This is a genomic window from Halomonas sp. KM-1, from assembly GCF_000246875.1.
Taxonomy (GTDB): domain Bacteria; phylum Pseudomonadota; class Gammaproteobacteria; order Pseudomonadales; family Halomonadaceae; genus Halomonas; species Halomonas aerodenitrificans.
The window spans coordinates 1-16,416 of the sequence record NZ_BAEU01000120.1; the positions used below are offsets into that span (position 1 = coordinate 1).

A 16,416-nucleotide genomic window follows, 5' to 3' on the forward strand; every position below is an offset into this window, starting at 1 on the left:
AGGTTGGCCGTGCTGGTTATCTGATCAAGAGCGGCCAGGCCCGTGCCAGTGAAATTCTGATGCTGGCATTTGCCAACAAGGCTGCGGCAGAGATGCAGGAGCGTATCGACATCCGGCTTGGGAAGTGCGGAATTACCGCCAGTACTTTTCACAAACTGGGTAAAGAAATCATTGCCAGAGTGGAGGGACAGCAGCCGTCCCTGACGCCGCTGGCAGAAGATGACAAAGCATTGGCCGTACAAGTGAGCCAGTGGTTTGAGGAGCATCTGAAAACGCCGGCTTATCAGCAGCAGGCAATTAAGTACTTTCAGTATCATCTTTACCCAGCGGCAAACCCCTTTGATTTTGAGTCTGAGGGAGAGTATTTCGACTATATCCTTGCTAATGATATTCGCACACTGAAAGGCGAGGCGGTTAAAAGCCTGGGCGAGTGCCTGATTGCCAACTACCTGTTCAAGCAGGGTATTGAATATCAGTACGAACCTGCCTACGAGCACAGAACGGCTAGCCCTCTTTATCGCCAATATCAGCCTGATTTTTACCTGCCTAAGCATGGGATATACCTCGAATATTACGGTGTTGACCGGGAAGGTAATACAGCGCCCTATGTGGATCGTGGAAAGTACCATCAGAGTATGGACTGGAAACGCCAACTCCACGCCGAAAAACATACTCGCCTGATAGAGCTGTATCACTATGAATTGCAGGAAGGCTCACTGTTTGACGCCATTGATGCGCAGCTGGCCACGTTGAATGTGGAGTATAGGCCACTTTCGCCGGAAGCGGTATTGGCTACCTTGCGTGAGTTCGGCGCCATAAGTGCTTTTGCCACTCTGCTCGCAGATCTGCTGAAACGCTATCGCGCCAATTGTTACGAGCAAGGTCAGGTAGAGACTGCCATCGCCAACGCCAGCAATCCCGAGCAGGTTGATGCAGCGCTGAGTCTTCTGCAACCCATCCTGAGCGACTATCAGGCATTACTGGATCATGAAGGGAAGATCGACTTCGATGACATGATCGGCAAGGCCCTGCAGTATGTTCGGGAGGGACGTTTCCGCAGCCCCTGGCGCTATATACTGGTAGATGAGTTTCAGGATATATCCGAAGCCCGTGCGCGGTTGGTCCGATACCTGCGAGATGCTGTGCCGGAGTGTTCACTGTTCTGTGTCGGGGACGACTGGCAGGCTATCTATCGTTTTACCGGCAGTGATCTGAGCTTCACAACAGCATTTCGGGAAAAGTTCGGCGCCACGAAAATAACTGCCCTCGACCTTACTTTCCGTTTCAACAGTGGTATCAGCGATGTGGCGACACGCTTTGTGCTTCAAAACCCGGTACAGGTAAAGAAGCAGCTCAAAACCTTGGAGCAAGTGAGGCATCCTACGGTATCGCTTCTGCGAGAGGATAACAGGCCCCGGCAAGACTCTGATGAGCTCAGTCCTCTGGAGAAGGTGATCTCTCGTATAGCTGAAATAGCTGAGCCAGACAGTAGCGTCTATCTGCTGGGGCGTTATGGATTTAACCTTCCAGAGAGGAGAGAGTTGCAGTGGCTCTCGGCGCGCTACCCGTCGATAGCGCTGGAGTGTCATACGGTTCATGCTTCCAAGGGCAAGGAGGCAGATTACGTTATTGTTCTTGGCCTGGAAACTGGAAAATTCGGTTTCCCCACCGGAAAAATCACGCATCCTCTTCTTGAAGCATTGCTCCCGTCACTGGAGGGCTACCCGCATGCCGAAGAGAGACGTCTGCTGTATGTGGCTCTGACGCGGGCCAGATGTAGGGTGTATCTGATTGCTGATATGGCTATTGCTTCGGATTTTGTTGTGGAATTGCTGAAAGATGAATATGAGATCGATCTAAACGAATTTTCGACTTCTCTCAGCCAGCAATTACTGCACACGCTCAAATGCATGAAGTGCAAGACCGGCACGATGGTCCCAAGGCAGAGCCAGTTCGGACGTTTTTTTGGATGTAATAAATTCCCACTTTGCCATCACAAGGAACGAGGTTGCGAGCGTTGTAAATCACAGATGCGCCGTGCCGGAAGATTCAAAATTTGTATTAATCCTGACTGCTTTAACTGGGTTCCTGTCTGCCCTCAGTGTGGCGCTGAAATGGTCCGGCGGAAAGGGCGTCGTGGTGAATTCTGGGGTTGCAAAAACTATCGGTATGAGGGGGAGTGTTGTAGGAATACGGAAAACGAGATCCTTTTTGATCAGAGTTTGCTGGATATTGAAAGTGTTAAATAAATATATTTTTATGTGCTGTTGTAGAAGTGATTAAACAAGCTGCCTTGCTTGGGTGAATTATTCACTGCGCTCCTAATTTTCCACTGAGCAAGGAGTTAGCCGCTAAAGGAGGAGTACCATGTCCGTCGAGCTATGGCTTGCCTTCGTTGCCGCATCTGCGGTGCTTCTCATCATCCCTGGCCCGACCATCCTTACGGTCATAAGCTACTCCATGACGCATGGCCGGCGTGCGAACGTGCCGCTTGTCGCTGCCGTTGCTCTCGGCGACTCAACGGCCTTGATAGTGTCGCTTCTCGGCCTAGGTGCACTCCTGGCAACCTCGGCTTTCTGGTTTACGGTCGTCAAATGGGTTGGCGGACTGTACTTGCTTTACCTTGGCATCAAACTCCTTCGCGCTGGCATTTCTGCCGCCGAGCTGTCTGCGCCGGACGCGCCAGGATCACGTTGGAGGCTGTTTGCGAACACCTATCTAGTCACCGCGCTCAATCCGAAGGGCATCGTATTCTTCGTTGCCTTTCTGCCGCAGTTCATCAATCCAAGCTTGGCCGTTACGCAACAGCTTTGGGTTCTTGCAGTCACGTTCGTCGCAATGGCCGCGCTCAACGCAACGCTGTATGCGGTATTTGCTGGTTCTGCGCGAAAGTTGCTGACATCGCCACGGGCGCAGCGGCGCTTCAACCTGGCAGGTGGTTCGCTGCTGTCAGCAGCTGGTGTGTGGGCTCTCCTCGCAAAGCGTCCTGCATGAAGGCGGCTAACCAACCTATCGAGCGGACGCCTTTCAGCGGGCTCTAGCCTGCTGCCAGGCGCCGCTCAAGTCCGGCGTCAAGCCTCATCAAGGCTGCATTAACAGCGAGCAGCGTAGTTCTTCCTTCAACACACCCTATCGGAGCAGCACCAAGTGCTTACCATCGCCAATATCGTTGTATTCCTTGTCGCAGCCTTGCACGTCTACATCCTCATCCTGGAGATGTTCTTTTGGGACAAGCCGCTGGGTCAAAAGGCCTTTGGTTTGAGCGTCGATTTCGCAGCGCAGACGAAGACGTTGGCGGCAAACCAAGGCCTGTACAACGGTTTCCTGGCGGCGGGGCTCTTCTGGGGCCTTGCCCTTGGTCAGGCAGGGTTCTCCATCAAAGTCTTCTTCCTGCTTTGCGTCTTCGTCGCTGGGGTCTACGGCGGGCTGACGGCGAACAAGAAGATTCTCCTCATTCAAGCCGTTCCCGCCGCGCTGGGTCTTGTTCTGCTGTTCCTGGCTGCGTAACAGGCCGCGCTCAACCCTGAAGAGAGCGTTGAGCAGGGTACAGCTCAGGCACGAAGCCAGGCTCCGGTTCAGCTCACTGGTGCTGGGGTGAGTAGCAACTCGATTTGGTCGATAGGAAGCGGCTTGCAGAAGTAATAGCCCTGGAACACATGACAGCCCGCCTCGACGAGCCAGTTGAGCTGGTGGGCGGTTTCCACGCCTTCGGCCACCACCTCGAGCTGCAGGGATACTCCCATGGCGATGATGGTCCGTACGATGGCCATGTCATCGCCGCTCAGCAGCAGATCGTTGACGAAGCTCTGGTCGATCTTGATCTGATCCAGCGGTAGCTGTTTGAGGTACTGCAGCGAAGAGTAACCGGTGCCGAAGTCGTCCAGGGCGAACCGGATGCCGAGGCGCTTCAAGCGCCGCATCTTGTCGATCCCGGCTTCGACGTCGTCCAGCAAGCTGCTCTCCGTCAGCTCCAGCTTCAAGCGGTGGGGATCGGCTCCAGTGGCGGTGAGTACCCGTTCAATACGCTCGACGAAATCCGGCTCCTTGAACTGTCGGGCGCTGACGTTCACGGCCAGGGTCAGATGCGCTGTGGCCGCTTGCTGCTGCCAGGCCACCAGCTGCCGGCACGCCTGTTCGAGAACCCAATCGCCAAGGGGCACGATCAATCCACTCTCCTCGGCAAGAGGGATGAACTCGGCCGGCGACACCATGCCGCGAGACGGGTGCTGCCAGCGGATCAGTGCCTCGGCCCCCAGTGGCCGATGGTCGGCATCGTACTGAAGCTGATAGACGAGGCGGAACTCTCCATGTTGCAGGGCTACGCGCAGATCACGCCTGGTTTCGTTACGCGCATCCATGACGGCCTGGGTGGCATCGTCATGGAAGCAAATGGTGTCGCGACCGGCCAGCTTTGCACGGTGGCAAGCGGCATCTGCCAGCTTGAATAGGGTTTCGGCGTCGCTCGAGCCGTCGAACATCGCCACGCCCTGGCTTGCCGAGAGGAAGTGCTGAATCCCATCGATGGAGTAGGGCTCGGCCACGACGATCCGGATTCGGTCGGCCAGCTCTTCCGCCAGATTGGCCGCCTTGTCCGGCTGCTTGGGCAGGGAGTCGATGATGAGGAGAAACTCATCGCCGCCCAGCCGCCCGACCATACACCCCTCCTGCTGGAAGGTGCGCAGTCGCTGGGCAACCTCGCGCAGCAAGCGGTCGCCGGTACGATGGCCGTAACTGTCGTTGATCTGCTGGAAGAGATCGAGATCCAGGTAGATCAGCGCCCCATGCTGGTTGTTGCGCTGACACAGCATCAATGAATGCGCCAGGTGCTCGCTCATCATGCGCCAGTTGGGCAGTTCCGTCAGGCCATCGAAGTGGGCCAACTGGTGGGCCTTGCGTTCGGCCACCAGTCGACGTGCCTCGCTTTCACGCAGCCGCAGCACCGCCAGGGCAAGCTGCTGCAACTGGCCCCGCCCCAGTTCGGCAAGGCGCTGGACTCGCGGCAGCTCGGGAACCTCCCGGTGGGGATGGGAAAGCGCGAGCAGCCCTTCGGCGATGATCAACAGGTGACGATTCAGGATCCGGGCGGAGTAAAAGGCGGCGACCAGCATCAGGGCCAGTATCGCCGCGCCAAACAGCAGTAGAGTGTTGAAGTGCGTGCGCGTGGCCTGATAGGCATCGCTGGTGCGCTCGCCGCTGCGCTGCGCCAGCTTGGACGAAAGGTGCCCTGTGAGCATGGAGAAGCGCAGGAACTCATGCTGTGCCTCGTCCAGATAATGTCTGGCCCGGGTGGCATCCACGGTGGCGATGTCGCCGGCCATGATGATGAAGCGCCGATAGCCCTCGAAGGCCTCCCGCAGGTGTTGGGCACTGCCGTGGTTCAGATCGATCATCAGCGGCGTTTCGGTCAACGTCTGTATCTGCCCGCCCAGGGTGGCAAGCTCGTTGACGAAGCGCGAATGCAGCCGATAGCTGGCAAGCGCCGATAGCTCGCCCCGGTCGGCCTGCTGCAGCATATCCACTACGCCCTGATGTAGCACGCCCAGGCTCTGGGCGTAGTTGGCGGCCTGCAGCAGGGCGACCATGTCCGCCGACTGAGTGGCGTGGTTCTGAGTCATCCTTTCCTTGAGCACCTGCACCGCGGCAAGACCGAACAGCAGGGCAGGGATCAGCACCACCAGAGTGGGTAGGAGAAAGATCCAGATAAGCGGCCGGTTCGACTTCATGGGCATTCTTACGGTGCTTGGGAGGCCAGCGAAGGCCACAGTTCCGGCGGGATGCTGGCGCGGTAGAGATAGCCCTCCTCACCGAGCGGCGAGAAGATCACCAGGGTGCCTTCGGCTGGGAAGTAATCCATCAGGTCGGCCAGGCTGGGCCCGTGGGCCACGATCATGCGGTTGGCGCTGCCCTCGACCGGCAGTGAGAGAGCCTTGCCGGTATGCTCGATGACTGGCCGCTTCTCGTCGACCGTCATCGCAGCGGTATAGCGCAGCAGCTCATCGATCTGCTGGGGCTTATTCGGGAACAGGATCCGAGCGGTCTCCTGCGTTCGGCAGAAGGGCGTGACGAGAATGGGATCCTCGATGGGCCAGGCGTACCGCGCCATATGCTCGGCGACAGTGGCCATGAGTTCACGACCCTCGTCGCTCAGGGGCCGCTGAGTAGCACAGTCGTCGAAGTCGACCGGTACCCGGTCAGGAAAGCTCGTATCCGTCGGCCCATGGCGCATGTAGAACACGTAGCCGCCCTGGTGGAGGGAAGCCAACAGCTCGGCGCTGGGCTCGACCGCTACGTGATCATCTCCCGCCCAGACGAACAGGCTGGCGAGACACAGCAGGCACGCCAACGGGAGGCGGCAATAGGGCAACGGCTGTCGAAACAGAGTGAGAGGGGGCACGGCCGACCCTATTTATCGTTTGTAATGATGCAATATGCCATGAGAAATCTAGTACTCACTAGCCACCTCAGGCGTAGGCAACGAGATTTTTGATCTAGGTCAAGGTGATGTGCATGCGCGATTGCGCCAAAGGTACTGCCTTGGTGTGGAGCATACGTCGGCATTGCCCTCAACGTTGCTCTCGGTTACGTTGAGAAAAAAGTTGCAGAAGATGGCTTACGTAACCAAGACGTACTCAGGGATGCCGCATTAGGGATGATGGGAATCGTCATCCATTTTGCCAGCAGGGCGGTAGCGTGACTGGAATTCACGGCTCAGCACAGCGGGCTACGTACCCCGACAAAGCCTCTCCTCAGCACATGTGTTTCATCGTGGCTCTTCTCGGTTCGGTTGCTGGAGCCCTTCATACCAAGTGCTTACCCCCTGAGGCTGGAGGCAGCTGTGTGAGATCGATGCTTGACTTATTTAGATAAGAAAATTTGCATACAGTATATTGGTTCCGAAAAATCGAGCGCACACGCGAATCCTGCATAGGTGGCCGAGCTATAGTTAAGTGCGAGAAAAATCAACGAGTTGGAAGAAAAATGGCGCGTCAGATAACATTGTTGAACGCGCAGGGGTGTTCATCCAATATCAGGACGCGCAGTCCAATCACTGTTAGCAAAACTTAAGAAATAAGGTGCAAGTATGCAGGACACATATAAAACAGAATATTTTGAGACTTCTTTCGGGGAAATACCTGCGTTTACGTTCTCAATGAAGGTTCGTGACCTTCTGCACATACATTATGTTGCAGTGAGAGGCAAAGATGATGAAGAAGGTGCGGTTCAGAGAATACTAAATAAACGTCGAATAAAAGACATAAAAAATTATGTTCTCGACGGAAACATGTTTTTTAACTCATTTATTTTGAACTGGACAGACGACAATTTTTCGCCCAACAGACAGGAGCAGAACATAGAAATCCCACTTGTTCCTGCAGGAGCTCAAGTTATTGATGGGCAGCATAGGCTGGCTGGGCTAGAAGAAGCAATGAAGGAAGAAGATGAAATTGGCGATCAGGAGGTAATCGTCACGCTCTCGGAGCATTTGACAACACCTCAGGCTGCGAAGATCTTTCTAAACATTAACACTGAGCAAAAGCCCGTCCCAAAAAGCTTGATTTACGATTTGTTTGGTGAAGCAATCGATGATGCAGAGCACGTTGTCATAAGAGCTACCGATATTGCAAAAGAGCTAAATGATGACCCAGAATCACCTCTTTATAAAAGCATAAAATTGCCGGGCGCTCCCAGAGGGTCAGGTAGCATAGAACTTTCAACTTTCGTTTCTTCTTTTAAGCAACACTTGGGTAGAGATGGTGTTTTTTATACCGTGAATTTGCCGAGCTTCAAACACCAGAAAACAGTCATTGAAAATTTCTTCTCTGTGATGAAGGATTTTTACCAGCACGAAAAAATATGGACATCTAAATCCAAGAATCCATTTTTAAAAGCAGCAGGTTTCAATGGAGCGGTAGATTATCTAACCGGAACCCTCATGTTGAAATGTGCGGAAAGAAAGTCATTTACAGTTGAAACCATGAAAAAAATTATTGACCTCCCATACGACAATTTGCTGGCTTGGGATGAGATGAAGGGGTTGGACGGAAAAACAGCCAGAAAGAAAGTTAAAGAATATCTTGATTCTAGTGTAATTAACTCGCTGCCAAGCCATGATGAATATGAATTTTAATCGATTTCGGGTTCAGGTATATATTGAGACTGCAGTTGGTTGTAGTGATCTTGATAATTGGCATAGTTATCGACCAAAACTGGAAAGCTATCAGGTCTCCCATAGCGATGAAGACTACATTAAAAATCAATTGTTAAAAGATGGCGAGGATTTATATTATAAAGGCGTTTCTAGTTTAAGCGAAGGTATAACTAGTGTCGCAATGGGTAGACACTCTTGGTCTGTTGTGAAATTTTACTATTCAGTGTTTTATTTTCTGAGATCATCTTTGGCAGCGAAGGGGTATGCTCTAATAAAGAATCAGTCCCAGTATTTATGGAAGATTCGTGCTGGAGAAACGCCACTTAAGCGGAGCAATAGTAGATATCGAAACGATCATGTTGGAGTTATTAATATATTTGACGATTTGGTTGGTGAGAACGACCTTCTTTCCACAAACACCATAGAGGGTAAACCTGTATACGTATGGTTGATGGAGCTAAGACATCAAATACACTATAGGCAACGGGATTTTCTAGAGCCAGGCTTCATAGATGAATATCAGAATGCAAAAGTCTCGATAGAGCGTTCACTATACTCCAAATTACTCGACAGATACTACGATGATGACACTCCCATATTTTGCTTCGACGCAGATCATGCTTGTATTGCTGCGCCACTGAAACGAGCAATGCTGACAAAAGAAGATCTTATCAGGAACGGTGTTTCGTGCTTCTCAAGGGAAAAATTGTCATCCGCAAAAAAGCTACTGGAAACCTGCATTTCTAGTGACTGTAGGGTCTTTGAGCTTTTCGACCCATGTTGCTAACAAACGGCATCACAGCGACCGCTTTTTCGCCGCTTCGCGGCTCCAAACCGGCGCATGTGCCGGGCGTTAAGTTTCCAAGGTGGAACTATGAAGTCTTCAAATGAAGATATTTCTCATATAATTCAAACAAGGGATCCGTTCAAGATCTCAGTGTTAGGTTTTTCCGCGATAGAGGAAGCTCTTGAGCAGCTAATCCAAGAAGCACTTCCTAGCCCACACAAATTAGAGACGCAAAGATTGTCTCCCAGTTTTAAGGTTGATTTGGCAATAGGGCTTGGTGTTTTTCCACATGATTTCAAGGGGATTGTGATTAAACTATCAAAAATTAGAAATGCGTATGCCCATGAATTCGATCTTAAAGTAAAACCATTTAAAAGCTCTGAGCTCGTTTCAGCTATGCCTGAAGAGCAGAGAACATCAGTTTCAACAATAAAAAATGATGATGAAGATATCCAAGTTTTATCTTTTTCTGTTTTTACTACCTACATCGAAGTAACCTCAAGAATTAAGTATTTTCGACAAGTTAGGGCAGAGAGGGTTAGAAAATTTGCTCAGCTAAAAGCTACACTTGAGGAAATCCCACAGCCCATAATTGAGCAACCTAGTGAGTATTACATTAATTACAGTAAGGACCTCGATGAGCGTATTAAGAAAAGGCAGGATTTAATACTCGAAAATATGCTCAGTAAGAAAACTTAACAAGACCAGGCACAGCGACGGCTTCTCCGTTGCGGCTTTGCCTTCACTACAAAGCCGCGCATGTTGGCGGCGTTAGCAGCTTTCGGAGTGTTTGGGGCTGTTAAGGTTTTTATTCCGGCATTGCTCACGTTTCGTTTTCTAAGTGGCAAAGCCAAAACGCAAAGTTCGCTAGTTTGTGGGTTAGTCGTTGGTGGCGAAGGCGGTAGCGTTGTTCCTTTAGTTCATTTGCTCAGCTTGCAGCAAGTTTTAAGATTCCAGCTATGTCGTTGTATCACACTTGGCTGGTTAGGTTTTTAATTTATGGGTGCAGTGGCTTCGGTCAACATCGCGTGGCGGCAAAGTCGCGAAAGTTTGGTGTTTGCTGCTAACAAATTACTGCACCGGAAAAATAACTCGCTGGCGCTCGTCATTTTCCGGTGAGCAAAGCGTTATGTGACTTTGCAAGCATGAAGAATCGTTTCACGCACGAAAGCAAGACGAGCCGTGGCCGAATACGCAAGGAGATAAAGGAGGCCGTCTACGAACGTGACGGAAACCGATGTCAGTACTGCTTTAAGCCATTTGACCGATCCCAACTTACTATTGATCATCTGGTTCCATTGGCATCCGGTGGCCTAGACGAGATTACGAATTACGTAACGTGTTGCTTGGACTGCAATCAGTCAAAAGCTGATAAACCTCTAGCTGAGTTCGCGCGGTCCCTTGGCATAGAAGTGGAGAGGCTGCCTGTACATGGGGACCCAGTTATCGATAACGCCGATCTGCCGATCGAAATTCGAATATTGCGCAAAAGAATCTACGATCATTCGCGCAGCAAGAATCGGCCCATCGGGGGGAAGTCAGCACAAAAGAAAATCGAGAAACAATATCGTAGGGCGTTCTGGAAAACGCCAGAGGGAATGGCATTGGAGGAGCAATTTCCCGACTTACCTGGCCAAGTAAGGGTGATGATTCCAGAGATACAAGCAATTGCCGGTGATGCCGCCAGTTTCGTGCTTCTTCTTGAGCTCGCGAAATCCGCCAAGACAAGGAACCTTATAGGAACCATCCTCACGAAAGATAAGGATGTAGTAAAAATCGTAGAAGCGATGACGGCGAAAACAAACGATGAGCAGCTAAAAAAGAGAATTCAACAAGCATGGCAACGATTTGGCCGAGAAATGTCGCGTCTTGGAAGTCCAATCCCGGCGTCACATAACAACAAGTTGCACTCCGCCGTCGAGTTCCCCCACTCCAGTGGACACGCATCGATAACTCCCCAACAGGAGAGAACCGATGCCCGAGATGATCACGGGGAAGAAAACGCAACGCTATAGCACCGAGTTCAAAGTCAAAGCGGTGGAGTGGAGCCACCAGGCCCACCGGAGCGTCAAAGGCGTTGCCGAAGCACTGGATATTCTCCCTTTATGCTGTCACGCTGGCGAAAGGAATACCGAGAGGGACAGTTTGCCATGAAACGGGTCAAGAAAGCCCCGCCTGATGCTAAGCAGAAGATCCAGGAGCAGGATGAGGTCGCTCGCCTGAAGCGCCGCGTATCGGAGCTTGAGGAGAGGAGAATGACATCCTAAAAAAGTTTCAACGTTTTCAGGCAGAGGAACGACGGAAGCGTTCCGGTTCGTCTGGAAGCACCGAGAACAGCACAGGGTAAAGGCGCTGTGTCGCCACCTGAACATCTCTCGGTCTGGCTACTACGCCTGGGCAAACCGGAAGCCCAGCCAGAGAGCCGCTGAAAATGCAGACCTGCTGTTGAAGGCCCGCAGCGTCTACAACGCCAGCAAGGGCCGTTATGGCAGTCCCCAGGTCTAAAGGCCCTGCGCCGAGAAGGTCTTGTGGTGGGTGAGAACCGGGTGGCCAGACTGATGAGGGAATGGGGTATGAAGGCCCGTGTCACGCGAGTCTATCGCCGCTTGAGTAAGTATCGGGACGACCTCAAAGCCCTGCCAAATTACCGACTAGAGGCCAAAAGGCCGGTTGCGATAAACCAGCAATGGAGTAGCGACGTCACCTACATCAAGCTGGGTAAAAAATACGTGTTTCTGGCGGTGGTGCTGGACCTGTTCTCACGTCGAATCATCAGCTGGCGATTGGGCGAGAGTCTGAGCGCAGACTTTACCCAAGCCACCCTGCGTGAGGCCTTCATAAGTCGGGATCCTGCACCTGATCTGCTGTTCCATACGGATCGCGGCATCGAATACCGGGCTCACAAGACCCAGGCGCTGCTGAATCATCATCGGGTACGGCACAGCATGAACCGCCCGGGACAATGCACCGACAATGCCGAAGTGGAGTCGTTCTTCAAAACGCTGAAGGGAGAATTGGTGCACGCCACCAGCTTCATGACGTTGCGTCAGTTACGAAAACATATCAAGGGCTATATTGAGGGCTACTATAACAGCCATCGGCTGCACAGTGGCCTTGGTTACCGGACTCGAGAGAATTCGAGGAGATGAGCTGGTGGTGGCGTGTCCACTTTGTTGGGGGGAGGTCCACGGCTTTCAGCCGCCGGACTCGCTACGCTTGCTGATGTGCCGGGCGTTAGAAACGTGTATCTTGAGGTTTGGCTATCAATGCATGAAGATCTAGAGAAAAAATGGAGGGAGTTTTTCCAAGAGCGCTGCGCATATCTTGGTGAGGATATAATTGAAAAGTCTGTGGCTATGTTGGGGCAGATTCTGCACCGCTATCTAAAAAGTGGACTTGCGGACACCAACTTCAGTAAAGGTCTCGCTAGCGGCAACCTCTACACATACCGGCAGCGACTGGCAGAAATGCTTCTCTATGATCGCCTCGTTAGAGATGGGTTTCAGTTGCGAAGCAAGGACGAAGGGCCTGATTTTATTGCGTCGAAAGGTGGGAAAACTGTATGCATAGAGCTGACTACCCCCGAGCCAGGATCTCAAGTTGCTGCTAGTAACGTGGAAATTCAATCTAGGCTGTACCCTGATCCAGAGGATGCGCTTGCTTACATGAATGACTGCCTGCTCCGTGTTACCGGCTCATTAAGGGAGAAAAAAAGCCAAATCCAGCGCTGGAATAATAAAGGCGTGTTGGCTTCGGGTGACGTCGTAGTGATCGTTGTTAATGAGGCCAACCTTTGGCCTGAAGACTTGTGCTTGGTCGGGCACGGGGATCCCTTGAAAGGGCAAAGCGGCGAGCCGCTGGTCCTTGAGGCAGCATACGGACGCTTCATTCGATTTTGGAGACTAAGTGAGTCCGGGTCTGTTGTTTCAGAGCAGTGGAAGCATCACCTGTCTACATTTAGTCGCAAGCCTGCTCCAATTCCCCTAGGTGCTTTTATAGGAACTGATTGGTCTGAGGTTTCCGGATTTATGTCAATGAACCTTCGTGAGGAGTATGTCGCAAATATAGCTATATATAGTGGTGTGATTGACGGGAGTGTCACTGTCCACAATGATAATGCTGACAATCCTCTGGCTTCCGGTCTTGTTAGAACAGCCAATTGCTTTCGAGGAAAGGACATTATTAAGTCTCCTATCGGCGTTGCTCCTGATCTAGGGTGAATGTTTTCCCGCTCTCGATACTTTTCTGCGTAAACGCATTGAATGGATAATGTTATTTGACATGGTAGGCTATCTAGCGAGTGGCTAATTCCGACAAATTACTCCGGCTGCGTCCACCGTAATTTTCAGTTTAACCAGGCGTTAAGTGCTTATGAAAGATCAATGCTAGTGCAGAGAATTGCCAGCACTTGTTGACCTCGGCGAGGAAGGCAGGAGTTGGTTTATGAGCTTTCCAAGTTAGATGTCGGAAATTGGGATCAGTTGATTAAATAATCTGTTTCTGGCCAGTTGTGGCGTGTAAATGAGTGAGGGAGATATCAGCCTCGGTTCGCGGTTAAATCGGCAGTGTATACGAACTGGCAAGCTTTCGATTTTACTCCGCTTATCAAGCAAGAAATGATAGGGAGTCGGTGGGGTTTCGAAGGGTTCGTGCGTGTGTAGTAACTGCGAAGAGTAATAGGTAAATGGCTCGGCTTTCTTCGTGAATCATTTGTATCAGGCCGGAGCGCGGAGTGAAAGAATTTAACCAGGGTAGGCAAGGGACGCTCCTGATGTCATGCCCCTACTATAAACGTTAGCACCCAGGGAGGTCGTGGTGATATGCCCACACTGCCATACATCATTTTTTGAGGAGTGGACCCAAACAGACCCCCTCGTTTGGAACGACGAACACGTTGCACAGGCTTTAAAACATTGCCCCTGTCCGGAATGCGGAAGGCTGGTGGTCAAATTGATTGAGGGACTGATTGATCCAGGCTCGGAGGAATTCAAGATAGGAGATGACGGTAAAGATGTAATAACTTCTGATAACGTCATCTATCCGGGGAAAAGCGATTCTGATCTCCCGCCGGAAATTCCCGAGCAGCACCGGGCGGAATATCTCGAAGCTAAAGAGGTGCTGAAAGTGAGCCCCAAATCTTCTGCAGCCATTGGCCGCCGATTGCTCCAGGGCCTTCTAGAAAGTGAGCTTGGTCTGAAAAACAACAATCTGTCTAAACAGATCGACTCTTTCCTCGATTTGGAACACGTTCCATCACATCTTTCCAAGTCAATCGATGCGATAAGAAACGTAGGAAATTTTGCCGCGCATCCAAACAAGGAAACAAATACTGGCAATATCGTTGCAGTAGAGCCAGGCGAGGCGGAGTGGATTCTGGAGGTTCTGTTGAGCTTGTTTGATTTTCTGTTTGTTCAGCCGAAGAGAATTGAGAGAAGGCGCGCCCAACTAAACGAAAAACTGCGAAGCATGGGTAAGCCGGAGATGAAGGGGTGAAGGTGAGGCCTGGGGTGTTGATTGCTAAAGAAACGTTGCACCTGATGTTTGACCCGCTGCCCATTTTTGCTTCCGAAAAAATAGGCATCGCCTCAAACTCAGGTGAACTCGGGCGTTATGCAGCAATCCAGCGAGGAATCAGCCTTGAACATCCGTGTTGATGACGTGCGAAGTCAAGAAGTTATCGAGCTAATACGGGAGCACCTTGAGGCGATGGTGCCGACGGCTCCTCCGGAGAGCCGCCACGCACTCGATCTCGATGGGCTACGTGGCCCGGACATTACTCTTTGGGCGATGTGGGATGGGGCGGAGCTCGCCGGTATTGAGGCACTCAAGCGCCTTTCACAGACTCACGCCGAGATAAAGTCCATGAAGACCGCAAAGCCCTACCTGCGTCGGGGTGTTGCGTCACGTCTTCTTTCGCACATGATGCATGAGGCAAAATCACGCGGTTATAGCCGGCTTAGTCTAGAAACCGGATCGATGGAGTACTTCCAGCCTGCAAGGGCGCTATACGCTTCATTTGGCTTTGCCCCATGTGCGCCATTCGGCGAGTACCAGGATGATCCGAACAGTGTGTTCATGACCCTGACCATAGATGAGGTAAGCGCTTAACGAGCTGCCGGGACTGCCGCAAAGAGGCGTCGCGGTTTACCGGAGCGTCGGAGCAAAAGGTTTACAGGTGTTTCCTGGCACCTACACTGCCGTGCAGATGAAGCATTCAATTCAGCAGCAGGAGGCTTCATGGCATCGGGTAGGCTACCGCTCGCTCTCACAATCGCAACCGCTGCCCTTGTGCTCAGCGGCTGTCCGTCGCCGGGCAATGGTGAGCCACCACCGGAGGCCGAAACATCTGATACCGCTGAAACCTCTCAACCCGATTCTGCTCTTGCGCCGCTTGAGGTAGGCGACGAGCAGATTCGTGCGGCGGATGGGTCCGTGTTGGTCGGCATTGGTGATGTGCCGAGCACCATTCGCGTGGATCAACAGGCTGAGTTTGGCGCTGCGGAGCGCTTCCGGGAAGCCTCGCTTTCGCCGGATAGTGCCTGGCTAGCCGTGGTCACTTCGGGTGCGGCACACAGCGCCGGCTGGCTTGTCCGAATGGAAGCCCGGCAGCCAAGGCCGGCTGCGTTCCAGTATGGCGGCAACATTACCATCGGGCCGTGGAGCGATGATGCGCGACGGCTGGTCTTCGTGCAGGAAGGCCCTGCGGGCGGTCGCACGCTGACGGTGGTCGATGCAGAGCGGCTGGGTGAAATGGTAGAGGAGAGTGCCATGCCGGTACGCAGCCCCGAGCATGACGAGCTAGCACCCGAGGAGCGCATCTACGAGGCGCTGGCGTGGAGTAACGGAGAGCTGCTCTTCCGAGTAGGCGGCGAGCGTTGGATCTTCGATCCAGATAGTGAGGAGGCACGGCGGGAGGGGTGAGCCCCCGAAGCAGTAGGTTTCACAACTGGGTTTCACACTGAATTTCAAATCGTGGCGAGTGGTCCTCATGAATTCTGAAGGCCACTCGCCATTTTCGTTTCAGGCTTGGCCTAGGCCTGGTCGCGCTGGTGCTGGCAGCGTCCGCTGGCCCAGGTTTCCAGTATGCTGCGGTCGTCGCCCAGCATCATCAGGGCAAACAGTCGCTCGCCGAGGGTCTTGCAGCGGGCGTGACGTCGCCCAAGCAGCGGTGAGCCGTCGGGGTCGATCACCACGAAATCGGCTTCCATGCCGGGGGCGAGGCGGCCGATCTTGTCGTCCAGCGAGAGCGCCTTGGCGTTGCCCAGGGTGAGACCGTAGAGGCCTTGCCAGGCGGTGAGCGGCTGGCCGCGCAGTTGGCCTACCTGATAGCCGGCCTTGAGCGTGGCGAGGCCGGAGAGATCGGTGCCGCCGCCGATGTCGCTGGCGTAGGTGATGTTGAGGCCGACCTCGCGTGCCGCCAGGCGGTCGAACAGGCCGCTGCCGAGGAACATGTTGGAGCTTGGGCAGAAGGCGATGTTGG

The 16,416-nt window shown here is 52.7% G+C and carries 14 protein-coding genes and 1 pseudogene; 12 read left to right on the forward strand and 3 right to left on the reverse strand.

Translation table 11 applies throughout. From position 1 onward, the window contains the following. The 3 genes from B8115_RS13755 to B8115_RS13765 all read left to right on the forward strand — a co-directional run. The coding region (locus B8115_RS13755; protein WP_010628393.1) for a UvrD-helicase domain-containing protein at positions 1-2,249 on the forward strand (2,249 nt) is incomplete at its 5' end. A gap of 118 nt (positions 2,250-2,367) precedes the next feature. Further along, positions 2,368-2,994, forward strand: a complete 627-nt coding sequence (locus B8115_RS13760) for a LysE family translocator (protein ID WP_010628394.1) — start codon at positions 2,368-2,370, stop codon at positions 2,992-2,994. 153 nt (positions 2,995-3,147) lie between these two features. Beyond that, positions 3,148-3,507 carry a DUF1304 domain-containing protein gene (locus B8115_RS13765; RefSeq protein WP_010628395.1) on the forward strand — a complete coding sequence of 120 codons (360 nt, stop codon included), beginning with the start codon at positions 3,148-3,150 and terminating at the stop codon, positions 3,505-3,507. A gap of 68 nt (positions 3,508-3,575) precedes the next feature. On the opposite strand, the gene B8115_RS13770 is transcribed toward B8115_RS13765, so the two are convergent. Beyond that, positions 3,576-5,723: a bifunctional diguanylate cyclase/phosphodiesterase gene (locus tag B8115_RS13770; RefSeq protein ID WP_035591139.1), complete on the reverse strand. Its 2,148-nt coding sequence runs from the start codon at positions 5,721-5,723 to the stop codon at positions 3,576-3,578. An 8-nt stretch (positions 5,724-5,731) separates the two neighbouring features. Then, positions 5,732-6,394 (reverse strand): histidine phosphatase family protein, encoded by a 663-nt coding sequence (locus B8115_RS13775; protein ID WP_141638597.1) that lies wholly within the window; start codon positions 6,392-6,394, stop codon positions 5,732-5,734. A gap of 687 nt (positions 6,395-7,081) precedes the next feature. Here B8115_RS13775 and B8115_RS13780 point away from each other — a divergent pair. The 9 genes and pseudogenes from B8115_RS13780 (at position 7,082) to B8115_RS13815 (ending at position 15,857) form a co-directional block, all read left to right on the forward strand. Next, positions 7,082-8,128: a DGQHR domain-containing protein gene (locus tag B8115_RS13780; protein ID WP_083861839.1), complete on the forward strand. Its 1,047-nt coding sequence runs from the start codon at positions 7,082-7,084 to the stop codon at positions 8,126-8,128. 895 nt (positions 8,129-9,023) lie between these two features. Then, positions 9,024-9,635 (forward strand): hypothetical protein, encoded by a 612-nt coding sequence (locus B8115_RS23340; RefSeq protein WP_141638598.1) that lies wholly within the window; start codon positions 9,024-9,026, stop codon positions 9,633-9,635. Positions 9,636-10,081: 446 nt separating this feature from the next. After that, positions 10,082-10,951: an HNH endonuclease gene (locus B8115_RS13785; RefSeq protein WP_010628398.1), complete on the forward strand. Its 870-nt coding sequence runs from the start codon at positions 10,082-10,084 to the stop codon at positions 10,949-10,951. Then, positions 10,920-11,203 (forward strand): annotated as a pseudogene (locus B8115_RS24150) (transposase). Before B8115_RS13785 ends, B8115_RS24150 begins: the two are co-directional and overlap by 32 nt. A gap of 243 nt (positions 11,204-11,446) precedes the next feature. Beyond that, positions 11,447-12,085, forward strand: coding sequence for an IS3 family transposase (locus B8115_RS13795; protein ID WP_141638599.1), 639 nt, complete (start codon positions 11,447-11,449; stop codon positions 12,083-12,085). Between the two features lie 12 nt (positions 12,086-12,097). Beyond that, positions 12,098-13,156: a hypothetical protein gene (locus tag B8115_RS23350; RefSeq protein WP_141638600.1), complete on the forward strand. Its 1,059-nt coding sequence runs from the start codon at positions 12,098-12,100 to the stop codon at positions 13,154-13,156. 721 nt (positions 13,157-13,877) lie between these two features. Further along, positions 13,878-14,429, forward strand: a complete 552-nt coding sequence (locus tag B8115_RS13805; RefSeq protein WP_010628401.1) for a DUF4145 domain-containing protein — start codon at positions 13,878-13,880, stop codon at positions 14,427-14,429. Between the two features lie 144 nt (positions 14,430-14,573). Next, positions 14,574-15,044, forward strand: coding sequence for a GNAT family N-acetyltransferase (locus B8115_RS13810; protein WP_026038124.1), 471 nt, complete (start codon positions 14,574-14,576; stop codon positions 15,042-15,044). A gap of 324 nt (positions 15,045-15,368) precedes the next feature. Next, complete coding sequence (locus B8115_RS13815) at positions 15,369-15,857, forward strand: hypothetical protein (RefSeq protein WP_202949091.1); 489 nt, start codon at positions 15,369-15,371, stop codon at positions 15,855-15,857. A 110-nt stretch (positions 15,858-15,967) separates the two neighbouring features. Here B8115_RS13815 and B8115_RS13820 read toward each other — a convergent pair. Further along, positions 15,968-16,416: amidohydrolase family protein (locus tag B8115_RS13820; RefSeq protein WP_010628404.1), on the reverse strand; the 449-nt coding region annotated here is incomplete at its 5' end.

What these genes read in the sequence shown, in the direction of transcription:
- B8115_RS13760 (WP_010628394.1), top strand. Translation starts at nt 2,368, where the DNA reads ATGTCCGTCGAGCTATGGCTTGCCTTCGTTGCCGCATCTGCGGTGCTT.
- B8115_RS13770 (WP_035591139.1), bottom strand. Translation starts at nt 5,723, where the DNA reads ATGAAGTCGAACCGGCCGCTTATCTGGATCTTTCTCCTACCCACTCTG.
- B8115_RS13780 (WP_083861839.1), top strand. Translation starts at nt 7,082, where the DNA reads ATGCAGGACACATATAAAACAGAATATTTTGAGACTTCTTTCGGGGAA.
- B8115_RS23340 (WP_141638598.1), top strand. Translation starts at nt 9,024, where the DNA reads ATGAAGTCTTCAAATGAAGATATTTCTCATATAATTCAAACAAGGGAT.
- B8115_RS13785 (WP_010628398.1), top strand. Translation starts at nt 10,082, where the DNA reads ATGAAGAATCGTTTCACGCACGAAAGCAAGACGAGCCGTGGCCGAATA.